The sequence below is a fragment of the Mesorhizobium sp. M0698 genome, assembly GCF_040320455.1.
GTDB lineage: Bacteria > Pseudomonadota > Alphaproteobacteria > Rhizobiales > Rhizobiaceae > Mesorhizobium.
In genome coordinates this window covers 102,214-120,385 of sequence record NZ_JAMYPQ010000013.1, presented here as the reverse complement: position 1 = coordinate 120,385, position 18,172 = coordinate 102,214, and the positions used below count along the sequence as shown (strand labels likewise).

General features: G+C 62.9%; 24 protein-coding genes and 2 pseudogenes. 8 read left to right on the top strand and 18 right to left on the bottom strand.

Translation table 11 applies throughout. The annotated features are described in order from the left end of the window. Nucleotides 1-4: 4 nt before the first annotated feature. The 4 genes from NKI16_RS23510 to NKI16_RS23495 all read right to left on the bottom strand — a co-directional run bounded on the left by NKI16_RS23510 (nt 5) and on the right by NKI16_RS23495 (nt 3,486). Nucleotides 5-493: a GNAT family N-acetyltransferase gene (locus NKI16_RS23510; RefSeq protein ID WP_352782710.1), complete on the bottom strand. Its 489-nt coding sequence runs from the start codon at nt 491-493 to the stop codon at nt 5-7. Nucleotide 494: 1 nt separating this feature from the next. Beyond that, nucleotides 495-1,994 carry an Asp-tRNA(Asn)/Glu-tRNA(Gln) amidotransferase subunit GatB gene (gene gatB, locus NKI16_RS23505; protein ID WP_352782712.1) on the bottom strand — a complete coding sequence of 500 codons (1,500 nt, stop codon included), beginning with the start codon at nt 1,992-1,994 and terminating at the stop codon, nt 495-497. A gap of 192 nt (nt 1,995-2,186) precedes the next feature. Continuing rightward, the gene (locus NKI16_RS23500; protein ID WP_023717464.1) at nt 2,187-2,618 is read right to left on the bottom strand and encodes a CBS domain-containing protein; all 432 of its coding nucleotides are present in this window, start codon (nt 2,616-2,618) and stop codon (nt 2,187-2,189) included. A gap of 100 nt (nt 2,619-2,718) precedes the next feature. Then, nucleotides 2,719-3,486: a rhomboid family intramembrane serine protease gene (locus tag NKI16_RS23495; protein ID WP_352782715.1), complete on the bottom strand. Its 768-nt coding sequence runs from the start codon at nt 3,484-3,486 to the stop codon at nt 2,719-2,721. 392 nt (nt 3,487-3,878) lie between these two features. On the opposite strand from NKI16_RS23495, the gene NKI16_RS23490 reads away from it, so the two are divergent. The 3 genes from NKI16_RS23490 to NKI16_RS23480 all read left to right on the top strand — a co-directional run bounded on the left by NKI16_RS23490 (nt 3,879) and on the right by NKI16_RS23480 (nt 6,113). Next, nucleotides 3,879-4,517 carry a PAS domain-containing protein gene (locus NKI16_RS23490; RefSeq protein ID WP_352923728.1) on the top strand — a complete coding sequence of 213 codons (639 nt, stop codon included), beginning with the start codon at nt 3,879-3,881 and terminating at the stop codon, nt 4,515-4,517. Nucleotides 4,518-4,634: 117 nt separating this feature from the next. After that, on the top strand, nt 4,635-5,252 hold the full coding sequence (locus tag NKI16_RS23485; protein ID WP_352541383.1) for a PilZ domain-containing protein: 618 nt from the start codon (nt 4,635-4,637) through the stop codon (nt 5,250-5,252). Between the two features lie 261 nt (nt 5,253-5,513). Continuing rightward, a complete protein-coding gene (locus tag NKI16_RS23480; RefSeq protein ID WP_352782751.1) occupies nt 5,514-6,113 on the top strand; it encodes a transglutaminase-like cysteine peptidase in 600 nt (199 codons plus the stop codon). Between the two features lie 218 nt (nt 6,114-6,331). On the opposite strand, the gene NKI16_RS23475 is transcribed toward NKI16_RS23480, so the two are convergent. Together NKI16_RS23475 and NKI16_RS23470 are read right to left on the bottom strand one after the other, a co-directional pair. Beyond that, on the bottom strand, nt 6,332-6,859 hold the full coding sequence (locus NKI16_RS23475) for a gamma carbonic anhydrase family protein (RefSeq protein ID WP_352623265.1): 528 nt from the start codon (nt 6,857-6,859) through the stop codon (nt 6,332-6,334). Nucleotides 6,860-6,877: 18 nt separating this feature from the next. Continuing rightward, nucleotides 6,878-7,222 (bottom strand): DUF6949 family protein, encoded by a 345-nt coding sequence (locus tag NKI16_RS23470; RefSeq protein ID WP_352623266.1) that lies wholly within the window; start codon nt 7,220-7,222, stop codon nt 6,878-6,880. A gap of 119 nt (nt 7,223-7,341) precedes the next feature. Here NKI16_RS23470 and NKI16_RS23465 point away from each other — a divergent pair, with 119 nt between their 5' ends. Next, nucleotides 7,342-8,073 carry a hypothetical protein gene (locus tag NKI16_RS23465; RefSeq protein WP_023674801.1) on the top strand — a complete coding sequence of 244 codons (732 nt, stop codon included), beginning with the start codon at nt 7,342-7,344 and terminating at the stop codon, nt 8,071-8,073. 264 nt (nt 8,074-8,337) lie between these two features. Here the strand turns inward: NKI16_RS23465 and NKI16_RS23460 are convergent, their stop codons facing one another. Together NKI16_RS23460 and cysE are read right to left on the bottom strand one after the other, a co-directional pair. Beyond that, nucleotides 8,338-8,541 carry a DUF3126 family protein gene (locus tag NKI16_RS23460; protein ID WP_023674799.1) on the bottom strand — a complete coding sequence of 68 codons (204 nt, stop codon included), beginning with the start codon at nt 8,539-8,541 and terminating at the stop codon, nt 8,338-8,340. Nucleotides 8,542-8,874: 333 nt separating this feature from the next. Continuing rightward, nucleotides 8,875-9,723, bottom strand: coding sequence for a serine O-acetyltransferase (gene cysE / locus NKI16_RS23455; protein ID WP_023717455.1), 849 nt, complete (start codon nt 9,721-9,723; stop codon nt 8,875-8,877). Nucleotides 9,724-9,882: 159 nt separating this feature from the next. Between cysE and NKI16_RS23450 the strand changes: the two genes are divergently transcribed. Then, a complete protein-coding gene (locus tag NKI16_RS23450; RefSeq protein ID WP_023674797.1) occupies nt 9,883-10,497 on the top strand; it encodes an HD domain-containing protein in 615 nt (204 codons plus the stop codon). Nucleotides 10,498-10,539: 42 nt separating this feature from the next. Here the strand turns inward: NKI16_RS23450 and NKI16_RS23445 are convergent, their stop codons facing one another. From NKI16_RS23445 to NKI16_RS23430, 4 genes are all read right to left on the bottom strand, one after another. Further along, entirely contained in the window at nt 10,540-10,911 is a 372-nt protein-coding gene (locus NKI16_RS23445; protein ID WP_156937280.1) for a hypothetical protein, read from the bottom strand. Between the two features lie 133 nt (nt 10,912-11,044). Then, nucleotides 11,045-11,812 carry an alpha/beta fold hydrolase gene (locus NKI16_RS23440; RefSeq protein ID WP_023674795.1) on the bottom strand — a complete coding sequence of 256 codons (768 nt, stop codon included), beginning with the start codon at nt 11,810-11,812 and terminating at the stop codon, nt 11,045-11,047. A 20-nt stretch (nt 11,813-11,832) separates the two neighbouring features. Continuing rightward, on the bottom strand, nt 11,833-12,396 hold the full coding sequence (locus NKI16_RS23435) for a DUF192 domain-containing protein (protein WP_023674794.1): 564 nt from the start codon (nt 12,394-12,396) through the stop codon (nt 11,833-11,835). A gap of 19 nt (nt 12,397-12,415) precedes the next feature. Next, complete coding sequence (locus NKI16_RS23430; RefSeq protein WP_036238076.1) at nt 12,416-13,012, bottom strand: cold-shock protein; 597 nt, start codon at nt 13,010-13,012, stop codon at nt 12,416-12,418. 215 nt (nt 13,013-13,227) lie between these two features. Here NKI16_RS23430 and gloA point away from each other — a divergent pair, with 215 nt between their 5' ends. Further along, a complete protein-coding gene (gene gloA, locus NKI16_RS23425; RefSeq protein WP_023674793.1) occupies nt 13,228-13,668 on the top strand; it encodes a lactoylglutathione lyase in 441 nt (146 codons plus the stop codon). A gap of 105 nt (nt 13,669-13,773) precedes the next feature. Here gloA and NKI16_RS23420 read toward each other — a convergent pair whose 3' ends face one another. From NKI16_RS23420 to NKI16_RS23395, 6 genes and pseudogenes are all read right to left on the bottom strand, one after another. After that, nucleotides 13,774-14,154, bottom strand: a complete 381-nt coding sequence (locus tag NKI16_RS23420; RefSeq protein WP_352623267.1) for a DUF2255 family protein — start codon at nt 14,152-14,154, stop codon at nt 13,774-13,776. A 13-nt stretch (nt 14,155-14,167) separates the two neighbouring features. Continuing rightward, a pseudogene (locus NKI16_RS23415) lies at nt 14,168-14,368 on the bottom strand (alcohol dehydrogenase catalytic domain-containing protein); the annotation flags it as partial. Nucleotides 14,369-14,385: 17 nt separating this feature from the next. Further along, the gene (locus tag NKI16_RS23410) at nt 14,386-15,150 is read right to left on the bottom strand and encodes an SDR family NAD(P)-dependent oxidoreductase (RefSeq protein ID WP_352570890.1); all 765 of its coding nucleotides are present in this window, start codon (nt 15,148-15,150) and stop codon (nt 14,386-14,388) included. Nucleotides 15,151-15,192: 42 nt separating this feature from the next. Continuing rightward, on the bottom strand, nt 15,193-16,179 hold the full coding sequence (locus NKI16_RS23405) for an aldo/keto reductase (protein WP_352570889.1): 987 nt from the start codon (nt 16,177-16,179) through the stop codon (nt 15,193-15,195). A gap of 2 nt (nt 16,180-16,181) precedes the next feature. Next, the gene (locus tag NKI16_RS23400; RefSeq protein ID WP_023674789.1) at nt 16,182-16,514 is read right to left on the bottom strand and encodes a carboxymuconolactone decarboxylase family protein; all 333 of its coding nucleotides are present in this window, start codon (nt 16,512-16,514) and stop codon (nt 16,182-16,184) included. Nucleotides 16,515-16,542: 28 nt separating this feature from the next. After that, a pseudogene (locus NKI16_RS23395) lies at nt 16,543-16,650 on the bottom strand ((R)-mandelonitrile lyase); the annotation flags it as partial. A 96-nt stretch (nt 16,651-16,746) separates the two neighbouring features. Here NKI16_RS23395 and NKI16_RS23390 point away from each other — a divergent pair. Together NKI16_RS23390 and NKI16_RS23385 are read left to right on the top strand one after the other, a co-directional pair. Beyond that, nucleotides 16,747-17,640 (top strand): LysR family transcriptional regulator, encoded by an 894-nt coding sequence (locus NKI16_RS23390; RefSeq protein ID WP_352570888.1) that lies wholly within the window; start codon nt 16,747-16,749, stop codon nt 17,638-17,640. Nucleotides 17,641-17,873: 233 nt separating this feature from the next. Further along, complete coding sequence (locus NKI16_RS23385) at nt 17,874-18,167, top strand: DUF2218 domain-containing protein (protein ID WP_023674787.1); 294 nt, start codon at nt 17,874-17,876, stop codon at nt 18,165-18,167. Nucleotides 18,168-18,172: the final 5 nt, after the last annotated feature.

The window sequence follows — 18,172 nt, the reverse complement described above, 5'->3', positions numbered from 1 at the left end:
CGAGCTAGCCGATCGCCTTCTCCAAAACCAGCGCCGGCAATCCCGAGGCGCCGCCGCAATCGGCCGTGTTGCCGGCGGGCAAGAACCCCCTCGCGCGGTAGAAGGCGACAGCCGGAGCATTTGCTTCCTCGACCTCGACACGCAGCGTCCGGGCCTCCGGAAAGCTGGCCTCGATTTCGTCCAGCAGCGCCTGGCCGATGCCTTGCCTCTGCCAGGCCGGATGCACGTAAAGCTGGTTCAGCATGACGATCCTGGCATCCGTGGTAGCGGCGGCGAAAGCCATGCCGCCGATGTTTTTGCCGTCGTCGGCGACCAGGAACTCCGAGTTCGGCCGCGTCAGCCGTGCCTTGAGCGCGGCGATAGAATGCCATTCATCGGTGATTTCGGTGACCCGCGGCCCGCCGTAGATGGCATCATAGGTGGCATGCCATGTCTCGACCAGCAATGCGCGCACCGCCGCAAGATCGCGCTCGCCGGCGGTGCGGACGAACATCCTACTCGATCCCGAGCCTGGCCTTGACCAGCTCGTTGACCGCCTGCGGATTGGCCTTGCCGCCAGTCGCCTTCATCACCTGGCCGACGAACCAGCCGGCCATGGTCGGCTTGGCACGCGCCTGTTCGACCTTGTCCGGGTTGGCCGCGATCACCTCGTCCACCGCCTTTTCGATGGCGCCGGTATCGGTGACCTGCTTCATGCCGCGGCTTTCGACCAGCTGACGCGGATCGCCGCCCTCGTTCCAGACGATCTCGAACAGATCCTTGGCGATCTTGCCGGAGATGGTGCCTTCCTTGATCAGGTCGATGACCGCGCCAAGCTGGTCGGGCGAAACAGGAGCGTTTTCAATATCCTTGCCGGCCTTGTTCAAGGCCCCCAGGAGGTCGTTGATGACCCAGTTGGCGGCGAGCTTGCCGTCGCGCCCGGCCGCCACCTTCTCGAAATAATCGGCAATCGCCTTTTCCGATACCAGGATCGAGGCATCGTAGGTCGACAGGCCAAGCGAAGCGATCAGCCGCGCCTTTTTGGCATCGGGAAGTTCCGGCAGGTCCTTTGCCAGTTCGTCGACATAGGCCTGGTCGAATTCCAGCGGCAGAAGATCGGGATCGGGGAAATAGCGGTAGTCATGCGCTTCTTCCTTGGAGCGCATCGAGCGCGTCTCACCCTTGTTGGGGTCGAACAGCCGCGTTTCCTGCTCGATCCTGCCGCCGTCCTCGAGGATGGCAATCTGCCGGCGCGCTTCATAGTCGATGGCCTGGCCGATGAAACGGATCGAGTTGACGTTCTTGATCTCGCAGCGCGTGCCGAATTCGCCGCCGGGCCGGCGCACCGAGACGTTGACGTCTGCGCGCAGCGAGCCTTCGTCCATATTGCCGTCGCACGTGCCGAGATAACGCACGATCGTGCGCAGCTTCGTGACATAGGCCTTGGCTTCATCGGCGGAGCGCATATCCGGCTTGGAGACGATCTCCATCAGCGCCACGCCGGAGCGGTTGAGATCGACATAGGACATCGTCGCATGCTGGTCGTGCATCGACTTGCCGGCGTCCTGCTCCAGGTGCAGGCGCTCGATGCCGACCTCGATGTCCTCGAATTCGCCCTGCCGGTCCGGGCCGACCGAGACGATCACCTTGCCCTCGCCGACGATCGGCTGCTTGAACTGCGATATCTGGTAGCCCTGCGGCAGGTCGGGATAGAAATAGTTTTTCCTGTCGAAAACCGATTTGTGGTTGATCTCGGCCTTCAGGCCCAGCCCGGTGCGGATCGCCTGCTTGACGCATTCCTCGTTGATGACCGGCAGCATGCCGGGCATCGCCGCATCGACCAGGCTGACATTGGCGTTGGGCACGGCGCCGAAAATGGTCGAGGCGCCGGAAAACAGCTTTGCCTGCGAGGTCACCTGCGCGTGGACCTCGAGGCCGATGATGATCTCCCAGTCGCCGGTGGCGCCGGGAACCAGGCGCTTGGCGTCGGGCGTGCGGGTATCGATGATGCTCATAAGGGCCTGCATATTGAAATTGCGGATATGCGAGAACGCATATTTTGATGTGCAACTTCGCTAGTGCAAACCGCCAAAAGAGACAAGCGCAAAGCCGCAGGCGCCGACGCGGCACAGGCCCGCACCTGCCGCGATGGACTGCAACAGCGGCTTGAAAAAAGTTCAATGGCCGGCAACCCGGCCGTCCTAGCCTCATGCCGTGGCGATATAGGCCCTGATCTCCTCGGCCTCGCGCTCGACATCCTCGATGCGCCGCTTGACCACGTCGCCGATCGACACGATGCCGTCGAGCAGCCCGTTCTTTTCCACCGGCAGATGGCGGAAGCGGCCCTTGGTCATGATCTCCATGACCTCGTTGACGGTGTGGTTCTCATTGCAGATCTTCACCTTGGGCGTCATCGCCGAGCGGATGGCAAGGTCGAGCGCCGCCGCCCCCTCCTTGGCGAGAACCCGCACCACATCGCGCTCGGAAAGAATGCCGACGATCTTGTGATCGCCGTTGGTGATGACCAGCGCGCCGATCCTGTGTTCGGAAAGCATGCGGATGGCTTCGCTGAGCTTTTCGTTCGGCCCGAGCGTCACCACGTCGTGGCCTTTTGCCTCGAGAATTGCCTTAACAGTCATGGCGTCCTCCTCTGCATTTCCTGCCGGCTCCTGCCCTGGCCGGCTTTCCCTGGGATGAACATCGTGCGCCGCGATCGGTTGCTTTTCAAGTGCGGCGGTCTCAGGTCTCCGGCTCGTCCGCCTGCCGGGGCACCTGCTCTCGCCGATCAAAAAACCGCAGGCCGAAGAAGCCGGCAAGAAAGCCGCCAATATGGGCTTCCCAGGCGATCTGGCCGTCAATGCCAGGCGCCAGGCCGAAGAGGCCGGTCGCGAGGTTGATCACCATCCACATGGCGAGAAAGGTGACGACGCCGCGCGAGCGCAGCACCGCCGCCATCGGCAAAGGCTGGCCGGCAAAGGCGGCCTTGCCCGACGAGCGGTCGATGCGGAAGCCGTAGCGCGCCGCCGCGCCCATCATGCCGGAAATCGCGCCGGAGGCGCCGACCAGCGGCGCCTCGCCAAGCGGGTGCATGGCCCAGAACAGCGCCGCCGCCGCCAGTCCGGTCGCGGCGAAGAACAGGCTGAAGCGCAGCGCGCCGAAGCGGTTGGCCAACGGTGAGCCGAAGGCCGCGAGCCACACCATGTTGATGGCAAGATGGGCAAAGCCGCCATGCAGGAAGGCATAGGTAAAAGGGCTCGAAAACGCGAAGAAATCCAGATCGAAGCGGCCGGAATAGCGGATCGGGACAAACGCAGCCCGGACAAGCAGTTCGAAGTCCTGGTCGTCGGTCAGCCAATAGACCCGGATCAGATGGACCGCGACGCAGATGCCGATCACCGCCAGCACCACGGGCGGCAGGTTGAACACCGGTTCGCGGCGCTCCGGTTCGCGGGCGACCGGCCCACCCTGGCCCTGCTCGATCTCCGGTGGGCTTTCTGGGTCGCTCATATGGCTTGCACTCAGTCGCTGGATTGGACTTCGCGAGCATGTAGATCACGGCCAACCGAATCACAAACGGCGAATCAGCAGCCCCGAATCAAAAAAGAAGCCGTCCAAGGTTTCCCTTGAACGGCTGGTCGAGCCCCCTTGCTCCCCCTGAACTCTTGACTGAAGTGCTGCCGATCGTCGCAAAACGACCGCTTCTGGAGTGGTTTTGGTGTGCCACAGGGCTGGCAGGCGCGCAACGTAAACCAGTTGTTAACCTTAACCGCCCCGACCCGTGAACAAGTATTAACGATGCTGGCACGCATCCTGCTCCGCAACGCATGTAGGTCTTCGGAGGGCGCCCTTCTGTTCACCGATGGGACATCAGAAGACAGAATGCGCGGAGCAGCATTAGCATGAACCAGACCGGATCGATCACGCTGTTCCATTATTGGAACCGGTTGCGTGACGGACGCCCTGCCCCGAAACGCTCGGAAGTCGAACCCGCCGACATCAAGTCGCTGCTGGCCGACACGTTCATCCTGGAAAAGGACACGCGCGGCGAAGCGGTGTTCCGGCTGGCCGGCACCAGGCTCTGCGCGGTCTATGGCCGCGAACTCAAGGGGTTTTCATTCCCTTCGCTGTGGCGCGAGAAGGACCAGCGACTGATTTCGAAGCTGACCGATGGCGTCTTCGACCTGAAATCGGTGATGCTCATCACCTATGAGGGTTTCAGCCGCAACGGCCGGTCCAACAGGTTCGAGCTGCTCGCGCTGCCGCTCGACGGCGGTGTCGAGAGCCGGCGCTGCCTCGGCGTGATCAGCGCCGTCGAAAAACCCTTCTGGCTGGGTGCCGACCCGGTTCTCGACGCCTTGATCGATTCGATCCGCGTCGTCGATCCCGACAAGGAGCCGATGTTCCCGGGGAACCGGCCGGCGATCGAGGTTCCCTCGCTCGCCCCATCGGAATTCGACCCGCCCGAGACGATTTCGGCGCTCGGCCAGGCCCGCCGCATCCGTCACCTGGTCGTCTTCGACGGCGGACGCGAGGAATGATGCCCAAAGCTTAAAGCAACAGCGCCGGGCTTTCCCCTTTGTTAACCTGCTTTGTTGTAGTTTTCCGCTGAAATTCCCCGCATCCATGCGCGGAATGCCGAACGGGGTATGGCAGTGATGAGGTCAGCGGCGGTCGACCATGCGCCGTCCCAAGCTGAAAGGCGTAACTTTCAGCGCGTCCGCGTGAAAATTTACGGACGCTTCATGCTGGAAGACCGCACCGAACATCCCTGCCAGGTGGTCGACATGTCGCCCGGCAACGTTGCGCTGCGCACCGAGCGCGCCGGCCTGGCTGGCGAAAAGGTCATTGCCTATATCGATCACATCGGCCGCATCGAAGGCGTCATCACCCGCACGCTGCAGGATGGCTTTGCGATGACCGTCATCGCGTCGGACCGCAAGAGGGACAAGCTCGCCGCGCAACTGACCTGGCTTGCCAACAAGCACGAACTCGACCTGCCGGAGGACCGCCGCCATGAACGCGTCGCGCCGCGCAACCCGACGAGCGTGCTGCAGCTTGCCGACGGACGCCAGTACCAGTGCCGCATCATCGACCTGTCGCTGTCGGGCGCGGCGATCGAGATCGACGTCAAGCCGGCCATCGGCGTCCAGGTGACGCTGGGCACCATGCGCGGCCAGATAGTGCGCCATTTCGAAGATGGCGTCGCCATCGAGTTCGCCGTCATCCAGCGGCCGGAAACGCTCGATACCGAATTCAGCTCATCGCGCGGCTGACGCGGAAGCGTTAGCACTATCGGGAAGAGAGGCTGGCGATTCTTCGCGCCCCCTCTGTCCCGCCATCCTAGCTGTTCGAACGGTGCGACGAAGCGTGGGAACATGCCCGGCTGGAATCCTTAAACAATTCTATATTCAATTGCGTCAAATTTTATGTTTATTCTATTGGCGTTTTACTTAATGTCTACTTCGCGCTTTTGCGTCAAATAAATCCAGCCGTGTCATTGTCTCCTCAAACGGGGAGACTGAATAATGAACAGGATGAGGGGCAAGCTGTTGCTGGCGGCAATAGCGATGCAGCTTTTCGGTTGGGGGACTGTAAACGCGGCGGAGCCGGTCTTCATGCACACCGGCGGCCGCACCACGCAGCCGGTCGGACACTACGAATTGTGCCAGCAGCTTCCGCAGGAATGCAATCAGAGGACGCCTGGCCGGGCACCCGTCGAGCTGACCCGCAAGCTGTGGGCAACGATCGTCAAGGTCAACAATTCGGTCAACAGCAGGGTCGCGCCGCGCACCGACATGGAAATGTGGGGCAAGGAGGAAGTCTGGTCCTTTCCCAATAGCGGCTTCGGCGACTGCGAGGACTATGCGCTGGAAAAGCGCCGCGAGCTGATGAGCATCGGCGTGCCGGCCGGCGATCTGCTGATGACGGTGGTGCGCCAGCGCAATGGCGACGGCCATGCGGTGCTGACCGTGCGCACCAGCCTTGGCGAGTTCATCCTCGACAATCTCCAGCCCAAGGTGCTGTCCTGGACCAATACCGGCTACACCTACCTGAAGCGCCAGTCCGAGCGGAATTCCGGCGCCTGGGTGACGATCAACGACGGCCGCTCCGACGCGGTCGCCAGCGTCCGCTGAGGACGCCAAGGCATGTCGCCCAAAGCGCGTAGCGGTCTTGAGATAACGACATGCATAAAGCAGAGGTTAAGTGCGTCGCATGACTTCGCGCTTTAGGAGAAACCCGGTCGAGTCCCCACCCTCCCCGTCCCCAACGACCGGGTTTAAGGAGCCGGCCCCGTCCCCGGGCCGGCTCCACCATTTCTGGGCTTGCGATAGGCAGCCTTCACTGACTGGCGCTACACTTTCCTCAGCCCCGCCCTGAATCTCTTCCCGTTTTCCACATAATGCGCGGCCGAGGCGCGCAGCCTGGCGACTGCGGCCTCGTCGAGCATCCTGACGACGCGCGCGGGCGAGCCGACGATCAGCGAATTGTCGGGAAATTGCTTGCCTTCGGTGACCAGCGCGCCGGCGCCGACCTGCGAGTTGTTGCCGATTTTCGCGCCATTCAGCACGATGGCGCCCATGCCGATCAGGCTGTTGTCACCGATGGTGCAGCCATGCAACAAGGCGCGATGGCCGATCGTGCAGCCTTGGCCGACGGTCAGCGGAAAGCCGGCGTCGGTGTGCATGATTGTGTGCTCCTGCACGTTTGTGTCGGCGCCGATGACGATCGGCTCGTCGTCGCCGCGGACGACGACGCCGAACCAGAAGCCGGCATTGCGGCCAATCCTCATATTGCCGATCAGGGTGGCATCGGGCGCGATCCAGTTGCTGTCGGCGTCCTCGAAGGCGGGCGCTTTTCCGTCAATCGCGTAGATCGGCATTGCTATCTCCAGATCGTCTCACACCGACAAGCTGCCAGACCCTAGAAGCGAAGCCGCCCAGGACGCAATGGCGATCACCACCATGCCCAGCGCCAGCGCCCAGATGGTCGCCGCGCAGCCGCAGGAGACCAGCCCCAGCACCGAGATGCGACGCTCGCGCCAGGCGTCCAGCGCCTCGTTGGCGAACATCAGCGGCCCGGCGCAAGCCGTCGCGGCGAGTGAGCGCAGCATGTGCTTCGACGATACATAGGGTTGGACGAAGGCAAGCCTACGGCCGGCGATCAGCTCCATCGCCGATCCGGCCAGGCCGCAAGCCGTCAGCCCAGCCATAAAACTGAATATGATTTGTTCGACGGGGCCCATCTTTACCCTCCGTTTACCATGAAATCGCACAGTCGCCCGCAAAAGCTGCGAAGCAAGCGCCGTGCCGGGCCGAGATGTGCCGCTCAGGCACACCCGATGGACGGTAAACGAGGGTCGCGATGAAGCAGGCAGCCGCCACAGAGGGCCCGCAACTCAGCGTCGTCGATTCGACGCTGATGAAGCGAGTGTTTTATGCGTTCGCGACGCTGGCGCTGCTTTCGGTGGCGATCAGCCTTGGCGGCAAATGGTTCGGCCGCTCGATCGCCATGGCCGGGTACACCGACGACACCACGGCCCACAAGGTCGTCATCGGCAACAACGTCATCGCCGTGCCGGCCAATGTCATCCGCTTTGCCCAGGCCCGGCGCGACGGCATCGCCTCGCGGCTCGACCTCTATCTGCGCTATCCCGAGATGGACGGCTACAGCGAGGGTGCCCGCAACGACTTCAACCACACCGGACCCAGCAAGGACATCGTCTTCCTGTCGTTCGAGCCGCAGATGATGTCGCGTGACATGAGCGGCCGCTTCGCGCCGATCTACAGCGCGCTGATCGCCAAGCCGGGTACGCCCGGCCCTGGCGGCACCACGCTTTACGCCTTCAGCGAAAAATCAGGCTATCTCAACGAAGTGCTGGCAGTCGCCGATCGCCCCGGCAAGGATCCGTTCGTCGCACGCTGCCTGAGCGGCCCGAGCGCGGACGAATCGCTGGCGCCCTGCGAACGCGACATCCTGGTCGGCGACAATCTCAGCCTTACCTACCGCTTCCCCCGGGAATTCCTGGGCGACTGGCAGGGGCTCGACGCGGCGATTTCTGCCGAAGCAGCGCGTGTGCTGAAGACCGGGCGGTAAGCAACGAAACGAGCCGTTCCGTAGCGATCCTTCGCGCCCCTCTCTGTCCTACCGGACATCTCCCGCACGAGGGGGGAGATCGGCCGTCATCTTGGCTTTCGCCAATCTCCAATGTTGCAGGAAGAGTGCAGCGCCGAGGCTGCCAATCTCCCCCTCGTGGGGGAGATGGCCGGCAGGCCAGAGGAGGGCGCTGTCCCGCCGGCGTCCTGCAAGGTTCCGTACCGCCGCAGCGCTTGAGGCATAGCGGCCAGCTAAACTCCCAGCTCAGGCCAGATCGATGTCGAGGATCGCCATCGAGAAATTATAATCGCCGTCGTCCTCGTCCTTGAAGACGATGCCAAGGAACTCGTCGCCGACATAGACCTCGGCCGAATCTTCCTTGCGCGGCCGCGCCTTCACTTCGAGTTTAGGGTTCTGGAAGGTGCGCTTGAAATAGGCGTCCAGCTTTCTGATTTCGTCCGGCTTCAACAGTCTTCTCCGATCGTCGGCTTCTTCGTTTGAGCGCGCTTCTGGCACGTCGACAATGGCCATGTAAAGGCAAGCCGGCGAGAGAACACGGGCAATCGCCTCAGGTTTGCGCTGCCCCTCATCGCCCTGCCGGGCACTTCTCCCCGTATAGTGACGGGGAGAAGGCCGCCTTCGCAAAAAATTTCGCCAATCTCCAGCGTTACAGAAACAGTGCCGAGGCCGCAGTCAGCCCCTTCTCCCCGTCACTATACGGGGAGAAGATGCCGGCAGGCAGATGAGGGGCAGCGCCGACATTGATAGTTGGTCCGACGCGACAAGCCCCTGCCCGAGCACTCAGATGTCGAAGCTGACGACGTGGTCCATCGTCTGCGATGGCAACAGCTGGTCCATCTGCCGCGAAGGCTGGTCGCAGCCGGTCTCGCCGACGACGCGGGCCGGCACGCCGGCAACCGTCTTGTTGTGCGGTACCGGCGACAGCACCACTGAGCCGGCCGCGATCTTCGAGCAATGGCCGATCTCGATGTTGCCGAGGATCTTGGCGCCGGCGCCGATCAGCACGCCGTAGCGGATCTTGGGATGGCGGTCGCCGCCGGCCTTGCCGGTGCCGCCCAGCGTGACGCCGTGCAGGATCGACACGTCGTCCTCGATCACCGCCGTCTGGCCGACGACGAGGCCGGTGGCGTGGTCGAGGAAGATGCCCTTACCGATGCGGGCAGCCGGATTGATGTCGGTCTGGAACACCGAGGACGACCGGCTCTGCAAATACAGCGCGAAGTCCTGGCGGCCCTGGTTCCACAGCCAATGCGCCAGCCGGTGGGTCTGGATGGCGTGAAAACCCTTGAAGTAGAGCACCGGCATGATGAAGCGGTCGCATGCCGGATCACGGTCGTAATAGGCCTGGATATCGACGCGCACCGTCGTCGACCAGTCCTTGTCGTCGGCCGCCATCGCCTTGAACGTCTGGCGGATGAGGTCGGAGCCGATGTCCTGATGGGCGAGGCGCTCGGCCAGCCGGTGAATGACCGCTTCTTCCAGGTTTTCCTGATTGAGGATGGTCGAATAGAGGAACGCCGCCAGCAGCGGATCGCGGTTGACCGCTTCCATCGCTTCGTCGCGGATCGAACGCCAGATCGGATCTACCGGCTGCACCCTGGTGGGACGGGAAATCGTAACGCTGTTCATCTGATGTCTCCGGCCATCCAATGTCTCGGCCATCCAATGTCTCGGTTGGCGGCTTGCCTATTCTCCGGCCGCACCTATAAGCCAGATCATAGCACGGGTGAACTCAATTTTCCTTAGTGCTTCGTGAAATGGATTTGGTTGGCGGAATTTCAAGCAGCCATGGAAAACGCAACCTTGATGGACGAGACCCTGAAGCGCGAGCTTTCCGCGCTCTATGAGGCCGAAGATCGCCACTACCACGACCTTGGCCACATCGAGGCGATGCTGGCGCTGGCCAATGATTACAAGGCGTTGTTGCATGATCCTGAAGCTGTCGAGGCAGCGATCTGGTTTCACGACGCGATCTACGACAGCCGCGCCAAGGACAATGAGGCGAGGAGTGCCGAACTTGCCGAGGAAAAGCTCGCCGGTCGCGCCGATGCACAACGCCTCGGCCACATCGCGGCGATGATCACTGCCACCGCCGGCCACGAATTGCCGCCCCTTGGCGACCAGCATTCGGTTCGCGACGCGGCGCTGTTCCTCGACATGGACCTGGCGATCCTGGGTGCTGCGCCCGACGTGTTCGACGCCTACGAGCAGGCGGTTCGCCGCGAATATAAGTGGGTCGATGAGCCGATGTGGCGGGCCGGCCGTGCCGCAGTGCTAGAGGGCTTCCTCGCGCGGCCGCATATCTTCCACAGCGAGGAATTCCGCCGGCGCTTCGAAACCCAGGCCCGGCATAACATGACGCGCTCGCTCAGGGCGCTGGGGCACAGCCCGCGCCGATCGTAGCCCGACGCGTCGCTCGCTTGCCTGCCGGAGAGTTGCCCGAAATCAGGTAAACGCGCCGATGGTCGATGCCATTCCCCACAGCATGAACACCCCGGCCGCAAGCGACGCGCCGTTGACTACGATGCCAGCCAGACCGAGCACACGACTGTCGTTCGAACGACCGAGCGCCATCAACCCGAAAACCACGCCGGTAAGATGTGCCAATGGCCCGGCCAGAAAAAATACGGCGGCGAAGAAGCCTGTCGCACTGTTCTGGAGCAGTGGGGACGCGTCGCTCGGCATTGCTATCAATGCGGTGATCGCAATCGCCCCTGCCGCCAATGCGGTCAGCGCTAGAATAACGGATCGTTTGCCGAACGTGCTTTCCGCAACAACGCCCGGCAAAGCGGCGTCGCTTCTTCCCCATTGTGCCATCGTACCCCCTGCCCTCGTTCAGCGCGCGGCGGGTTTGAACCGATCCACACGTCGCTCTTATTAATTCCTGTATCGTTGCAAAACCGCTAAGAATCCCAGCTTCAGGCCCTATGGCCGCTTTTGGAACCATCCATCAAAGCGGATGCTCGGCATAAAACTCCAGCACGCGCTGCTTGAAGGTCTTGTCGCCGACCGCCAGCATATGGTCGCGGCCTTCGATATGAAAAGCCCTGGCGTTGGGCATCAGGGTGGCGAGTTCATCCGGCGAACCACCGATGTCGTCCTTGCTGCCGACGGCGATCAGCGTCGGCTGGGCAATGCGGGCAAGGTCGGCCTCGCTCAGCAATTCGCGCGAGGTGGCGATGCAGGCGGCGAGCGCCCGGCGATCGCTGCGGGTCTGATCGGCGAAGGCGCGGAACGAGCGGCCGCGCGGATCGCTGGTGCCTGCCGGATCGTCGGCCAGAAGGGCGTCGGCTATCGGATCCCAGTCGCCGACGCCGTCGACCATGCCGATGCCGAGACCGCCGAAGACCAGCGTCGCCACCTTCTCCGGGTCGGAGAGCGCCAGGAAGGCCGATATGCGCGCGCCCATCGAGTAACCCATGACATGAGCGCGTTCGATGCCGAGATGGTTCAAAAGCGCTGCCGCGTCCGACGCCATTTTTGCCGGCGTGTAGTCGGCTTCGTCATAGCTCTTCGACGACGAGCCATGGCCGCGATTGTCGAAGGCGATCGCACGGTAGCCGGCGTCGTTCAGCGTCTTGAACCAGCCGGGCGACACCCAGTTGACGTAATGGCTCGAGGCAAAGCCGTGGATCATCAGCACCGGATCGCCCTGCCCCGATGCCGGCTGGCGGTCAAGGAAAGCAAGGTCGAAACCGTCATGGGAGAAGAACTGCATCGGCCGAAGATCCTGCCCGCTCAGTCGGAATCGACACTCGGCGCATCGCCCTTGTCGGGCGGCGGCATGGCCGGCCCCGCCGCCGTGCCGATGGCCGGATGGCGCAGCAGGTCGCCGTCCTCAATGCCCTTTTTGGCAGCCGTGCCCGCCTTGAGCTCGAGCACGAAGCGCACCGGTTCGTCCGGCGAGATGATCGCCTCCGACTGCGGCTCGCCTTGCTCGATCGCCCGGATCCGGCCGTCCTGGCCGACGAAGATCAGGTCGAGCGGCATCGGCGTGTTCTTCATCCAGAAACTCACATCCTGCGGCGCGCCGAACACGAACAGCATGCCGTGATTGTCGGCCATGTGCCGGCGGAACATCAGCCCGGCTTCGCGCTCGGCGGGCGTGTCGGCGATTTCCACGGAAAAAGAACGCTCGCCGGCCTTCGTCACCGCGACCAGCGGCGCCGGGTCGACGGGAAGGATCATCGCCTTGCCGTCGGCGGAACTCGGTTGTTGAAAATAGAAGAACGCACTTGTGGCGACGATGAGGAAAATCCCGGCGCAGAGCGCGCCCGCCGTCACCCGGTTCCTGTGAGCCATATGAAATCCTCGGCCGGAACTAATGCGAGACCGGCAAGGTACCCATATCGGGGTGAATTTCGGCAGCCATAAGGCCTTTGTCGCCGCGTCCGAAGCGGACCAGCACCACCTGGCCCGGCCGGAGTTCGGTGATGCCGTAGCGGCGCAGCGTCTCCATGTGGACGAAAATGTCCTCGGTGCCCTCGCCCCGGGTCAGAAAGCCGAACCCCTTGGTACGGTTGAACCATTTGACCAGCGCCCGTTCGAGGCCGCTTTCCGGCGTCACCGCGACATGGGTGCGCTGCTCCTGTAGCTCCGCCGGATGCACCGCCGTGGTGACATCCATCGAGAGCACGCGGAAGGCCTGCAGCCCGCGCTCGCCCTGCTTGACCAGGCAGACGACACGGGCGCCTTCCAGGGCGGTCTGAAAACCATCCTTTCGAAGGCATGTCACATGGAGGAGGATGTCGCCCGAAGTACCATCATCGGGAAGGATGAAACCGTAGCCCTTGGCCACGTCGAACCATTTGATGGCGCCGGCGATTTCGACGAGATCGGCCGTATCGGCGCTCTCATCCCGCTTCAACGTATCGTTACCGGCCCCGTCCCGCCCCATGAAAGAGGCCTTTTCCCCCATAAGAACGCCCCCTTTTTTCAAGAAACACTGCAACTGATTCTTGGTATCAGATTAACACCGCGGCTTCCGGTGTGTGCAAGACCTGACGTGCCTTTTTTCACGGTTCCATACAGGAATAGCGGATTTGCCGTTTTCCGGCGCCGGCAAACGTGGCCAATTGCCCTTTGGCCGGGCCGCCCCTATGTTGCGCCGCAACGCAACATAAGGAGGAAATCATGCGCTATCTGCACACCATGGTCCGCGTCGCCGACATCGATGCTTCGCTCGATTTCTACTGCAACAAGCTTGGCCTCAAGGAAGTGCGCCGCCATGAAAACGAGCAGGGCCGCTACACGCTGATCTTCCTCGCCGCCCCCGAAGACGAGCAAAGCGGCATCAGCGAGAAAGCGCCGCTGGTCGAGCTGACCTACAATTGGGACCCGGAAGACTACAAGGGCGGCCGCAATTTCGGCCATCTCGCCTATGAGGTCGACGACATCTACGCCACCTGTCAGCGGCTGATGGACAATGGCGTTACCATCAACCGGCCGCCGCGCGACGGCAACATGGCGTTCGTCAAATCGCCGGACGGCATCTCGATCGAGCTGTTGCAGAAAGGTCCGGCCAAGCCGAAGGCCGAGCCGTGGGCGTCGATGCCGAACACCGGCAGCTGGTAACCGATCACGCCATCTTGAGCCGGCATTGCTGGGCGGGTTGTGTCTAATGGGGAGGATCGCTCGGCAAGCCTTTGGCTGGTGAGCCGTGGTCCTTCGGTGAGCTTGCTACTCAGGCAGCAGCGGTACAATCCTGACGGTGGCGGACCGAGCGCGCGCACCGATCATCGGGCTAAGGTACGGGTTTCCGCGATGCTTCGCCCGATAGGCGTCATCGATACGGTCGTTGATCGGCCCGTCGACCGGCTCGAAGGCGACGTCCTTCGTCATGCGAGCGGCGATGATCCGTCCGCCCTTCTGCCGGATGGCGGCTTGGTACCATCGTGAGTCCTGTCCATTGTAGCCGCGCGCATAGAGGACGCCGTCGACTGCCACGGACCAGATCCAGGTTGGGGTGCCATATGTCACGCCATCTTCCCTGAACGGCGCAATGTGCAAGTCGTCGGCTTCGGCGATCTCGCGCAATTCGTCTTCAGACCATCTCGTCATGTCTGGGCCTCCCCTCTTCGACGAGTCCGCAATATTCATGTCCCATCGGTGTCGGCCCGGAGGACGCTTGCAGGCCGCGGTAGGGCCAGAGGTCCGACCCGCATACGCAGGTCGCCGCGATCCGGATGATGGCATCGGTCGAGGCCAGGATTTTCGGCTCGGCACGGTCCTCGAAACGCACGTCTCCCGGACCGTATAGAACTGCTCCTTGCATGGTTTTCCTCGTCCTCTTCAGCGCATGACAAAACCGCCGTCCACCGAGATGGACTGGCCGGTCACATAGCTCGCAGCGTCGCTGCAGAGCCACAGGACTGCATTCGCAATTTCCTCGGGGCGGCCAACCCGTCCCATCGGAATGCTCTTTTCCATCGCCCTGAGCGCATCGCCCTGACCGCCGGCCACCATCTGGTCGGCCATCGGCGTCCAAATGAGCCCTGGGCATATGGCGTTGATACGGATGCCGCGTGCTGCATATTCGAGAGCCGCGCTCTTGGTGAACCCAAGCACTCCGTGCTTGGCGGCATGGTAGATCCCGCGCTCGGCACCTCCCACAAGTCCCCCGAGTGAAGAGCAATTGACGATCGCGCCGCTACCCTGGTTGCGCATCTGCTGCAGTTCGAATTTCATGCAGCTCCATTCGCCGCGGAGATTGATCCCCATGACTCGGTCGTAATCTTCCCGGGTGGCGTCGGCCGTTTCCGCGAGGACATTCTGCACGCCCGCATTGTTGTAGGCGGCATCGAGCCGGCCGAAGGCCGCGACCGTATGCGCGACCATGGCTTCGACCTGTGCGTCATCGGCGACATCGCAACGAATGGCGAGGACCTTATGGCCTTGAGCGGTCAGTTCATCGACCGCAGCACGCACCGCGTCTTCGTTCCAGTCGGCGAGCGCGACGGATGCCCCCGATTCCGCGAAGGCTTTCGCTGTGGCGAGGCCCAGTCCGGACGCCGCGCCTGTCACCAGCGCGACCCTCCCCTCGAATGCAATGTTCATGGAAATATCTCCTGTAAATGTGTCGGTTCGGCGTGTGCGCCGCTAACGCCGCGTGAGCTCCGCCTCCGCCTGAGGGTAACGGTCGCCTTGCACGGTGATTTGCGCGGCAGCGTCCTCGATGTGCCGTAGATCGTCGGGCGAGAGCTCGATCCCTGCCGCGGCGATGTTCTCCTCGAGCCGGTTGAGCTTGGTGGTGCCTGGGATTGGGACGATCCAGGGCTTTTGCGCCAGCAGCCAGGCGAGCGCGATCTGTGCGGGCGTCGCGCGTTTCTGCGCGCCGATTCTTTCCAGCAGGTCGACCACGGGGCGGTTCGCCTTGCGGGCCTCGGGCGTAAAGCGCGGCAAGCTGGCGCGGTTGTCGTTACCGCCGAAGCTGGTGGTTTCGTCGATCTTGCCGGTGAGGAAGCCCCTGCCCAGCGGGCTGTAAGGGACGAAGCCGATCCCCAGTTCCTCGCAAGCGGGCAACACCTCCGCCTCGGGCTCACGCCACCACAGGGAATATTCGCTCTGGATCGCCGCGACCGGCTGAACCGCATGGGCGCGGCGGATGGTCGAGGCGCCTGCCTCGCTGAGACCGAACTGCTTGACCTTGCCTTGCGCGATCAGGTCCTTCATCGCGCCGGCGACGTCCTCGATCGGGACGTCGGGATCGACCCGGTGCTGATAGAACAGGTCGATCGCATCGACCCGCAGCCGCTTCAGCGACCCTTCGGCCGCTTGCCGGATGCGTTCGGGGCGGCTATCGAGCCCGCTGGATCTGCAGCGACTGAAGTCGTGGCCGAACTTGGTGGCGATGACGACGTCCTTGCGGAACGGCTCCAGCGCCTCCCCCACGAGTTCCTCATTGGTGAACGGACCATATACCTCGGCGGTGTCGAAGAAGGTGACACCGCGCTCGACCGCCGCCCGGACGAGCGCGATCGTCTCCTGACGGTCTGGAGCCGGGCCACGGTGATAATTCAGGCCCATGCAGCCCAGCCCGATGGCCGAGACCACAAGGCCGCTGTCACCGAGCGTGCGGTTCAGCATTCTCATTCTCCCGCGTCGGTTTCTTCGAAGACCTTGCGCGCGATTCCGACCGCCGTGCTGGCGGTGGGCCAGCCGGCGTAGAAGGCGAGATGGGTGATCGTCTCGACCAGTTCGTCGCGCGTGACGCCGTTCTGGAACGCAAATTTCAGGTGGAACGGCAGCTCGTTTGTCCGGTAGAGGGCGATCAGCGTCGCCACTGAGATCAGGCTGCGGTCGCGCGGCGACAGGCCGGGCCGCTTCCAGACATCGCCGAACAGAACGTCATCGGTGTACCCCGCGAGCGCGGAAGCGATGTCCCCAAACGGACTGCAGAAGGCTTTGGGCTTTTCGCTCATCGGAGACTCTCCTTGGTGGGCCGGCGAGATATTCCTCATCCGTCACTTTCTCCGTCCACTCGACCGCCTTGCCGTCGAGGGCTTCGGTGACGGGAAGATGGGTCATCGCCGTCGTGGGCGTCGCGCCGTGCCAGTTGTGTGGCAGGCTGTTCTGCTCGCAAGCAATATAAGGGTCGCCCAATCATGCGATTAGGTGCTAGTTTGTGCATGTACTTGTGAGTGAGATTCAGCAATGGCTCGAGCGAACCTCAACGATCTTGCCGCCTTCGTCATGGTCGCGAGCGAGCGAAGTTTCACTCGGGCCGCCGCCAAGCTCGCCATCTCTCCATCCGCCCTGAGCCACGGGATGCGTACGCTCGAAGAGCGGCTGGGAGTTCGGCTGCTCACGCGGACGACCCGCAGCGTGACGACGACAGAGGCGGGTGAACGCCTCCTTCGGACCTTGGCTCCGCGGTTCGCGGAGATCGACTTCGAACTCGCGGCGCTCAGCGAATTGCGGGAGAAGCCGGCCGGCAACATCCGTATTACGACGGATGAATATGCCGTTGGGGCCGTGCTCTGGCCCGCGCTTCACAAGCTGCTTCCGCGCTATCCCGACATAAAATTGGAGATCGTCATCGACTACGGCCTGACCGATATCGTCGCGGAGCAATACGACGCCGGCGTGCGGCTCGGCGGGATGGTGGCCAAGGACATGATCGCCGTACCCATCGGGCCGATTTTGCGCATGGCAGCGGTCGCGGCGCCGTCCTACTTCGCCGAACGCCCAATGCCGCGAACGCCTCAGGATCTGACGAGCCACGACTGCATCAATCTTCGCCTGCCGACCTATGGCGGACTTTATGCCTGGGAATTTGAGAAGAACGGCCGGGAGCTGCGGGTGCGCGTCGACGGACAACTGACGTTCAACAGCGGGAATCCGATGTTGCAAGCCGCTCTGGATGGTTTCGGCGTGACTTACTTGCCGCAGGGCCAGGTTCAGCCCTACCTCGACAGCGGCCAACTCGTCCAAATGCTCTCGGACTGGACCCCGCCCTATTCGGGATATCACCTCTATTACCCGAGCCGACGCCAGCCGACGCCTGCGTTCAGCATCGTTGTGGAGACCCTGCGATACCGGGGCTGACGCGGGAGAAGATCGGCGGTCAATCGACCCGAGTTAATGATCGCGAGCACGTTCGTTCGCGCGGTCCGCGTCTGGCGCCGATGTGTCGCGAGTTTTGGCCCCGCCTGGGGACGGATGCGTCCGGCAGCCTTTGCCGATCCGCGAGGCGGCACCTATCTATCCGATTGTCGCGCCCGCCTCCCAGGCTGGCGCCCAATCACGCCAACAGGGGCGTGCCCCAGGAGAATTCATTTATGCCGACCAGCCATGTCGACGTCGCCACCGAACACGCCAGCCGCTATCTGCAGCAGCTGTGCAAACATTGGGCGCACAAGTTTCCCGTCGAATTCGACCCGAACCACGGCACCATCGATCTGACGCTCGGCCGCACGGTTCTCGATGCCGACCCGGCTGCGCTGCACATTGCGGTGACGACCGATGAAGCCGGCTCGCTCGAGCGCCTGGAAACGGTCGTCGCCGAGCACATCAAGCGCTTCGCCTTCCGTGAAGCGCTGGCATTCGACTGGAAACGCGCTCCGGCCGCGTAGACGAC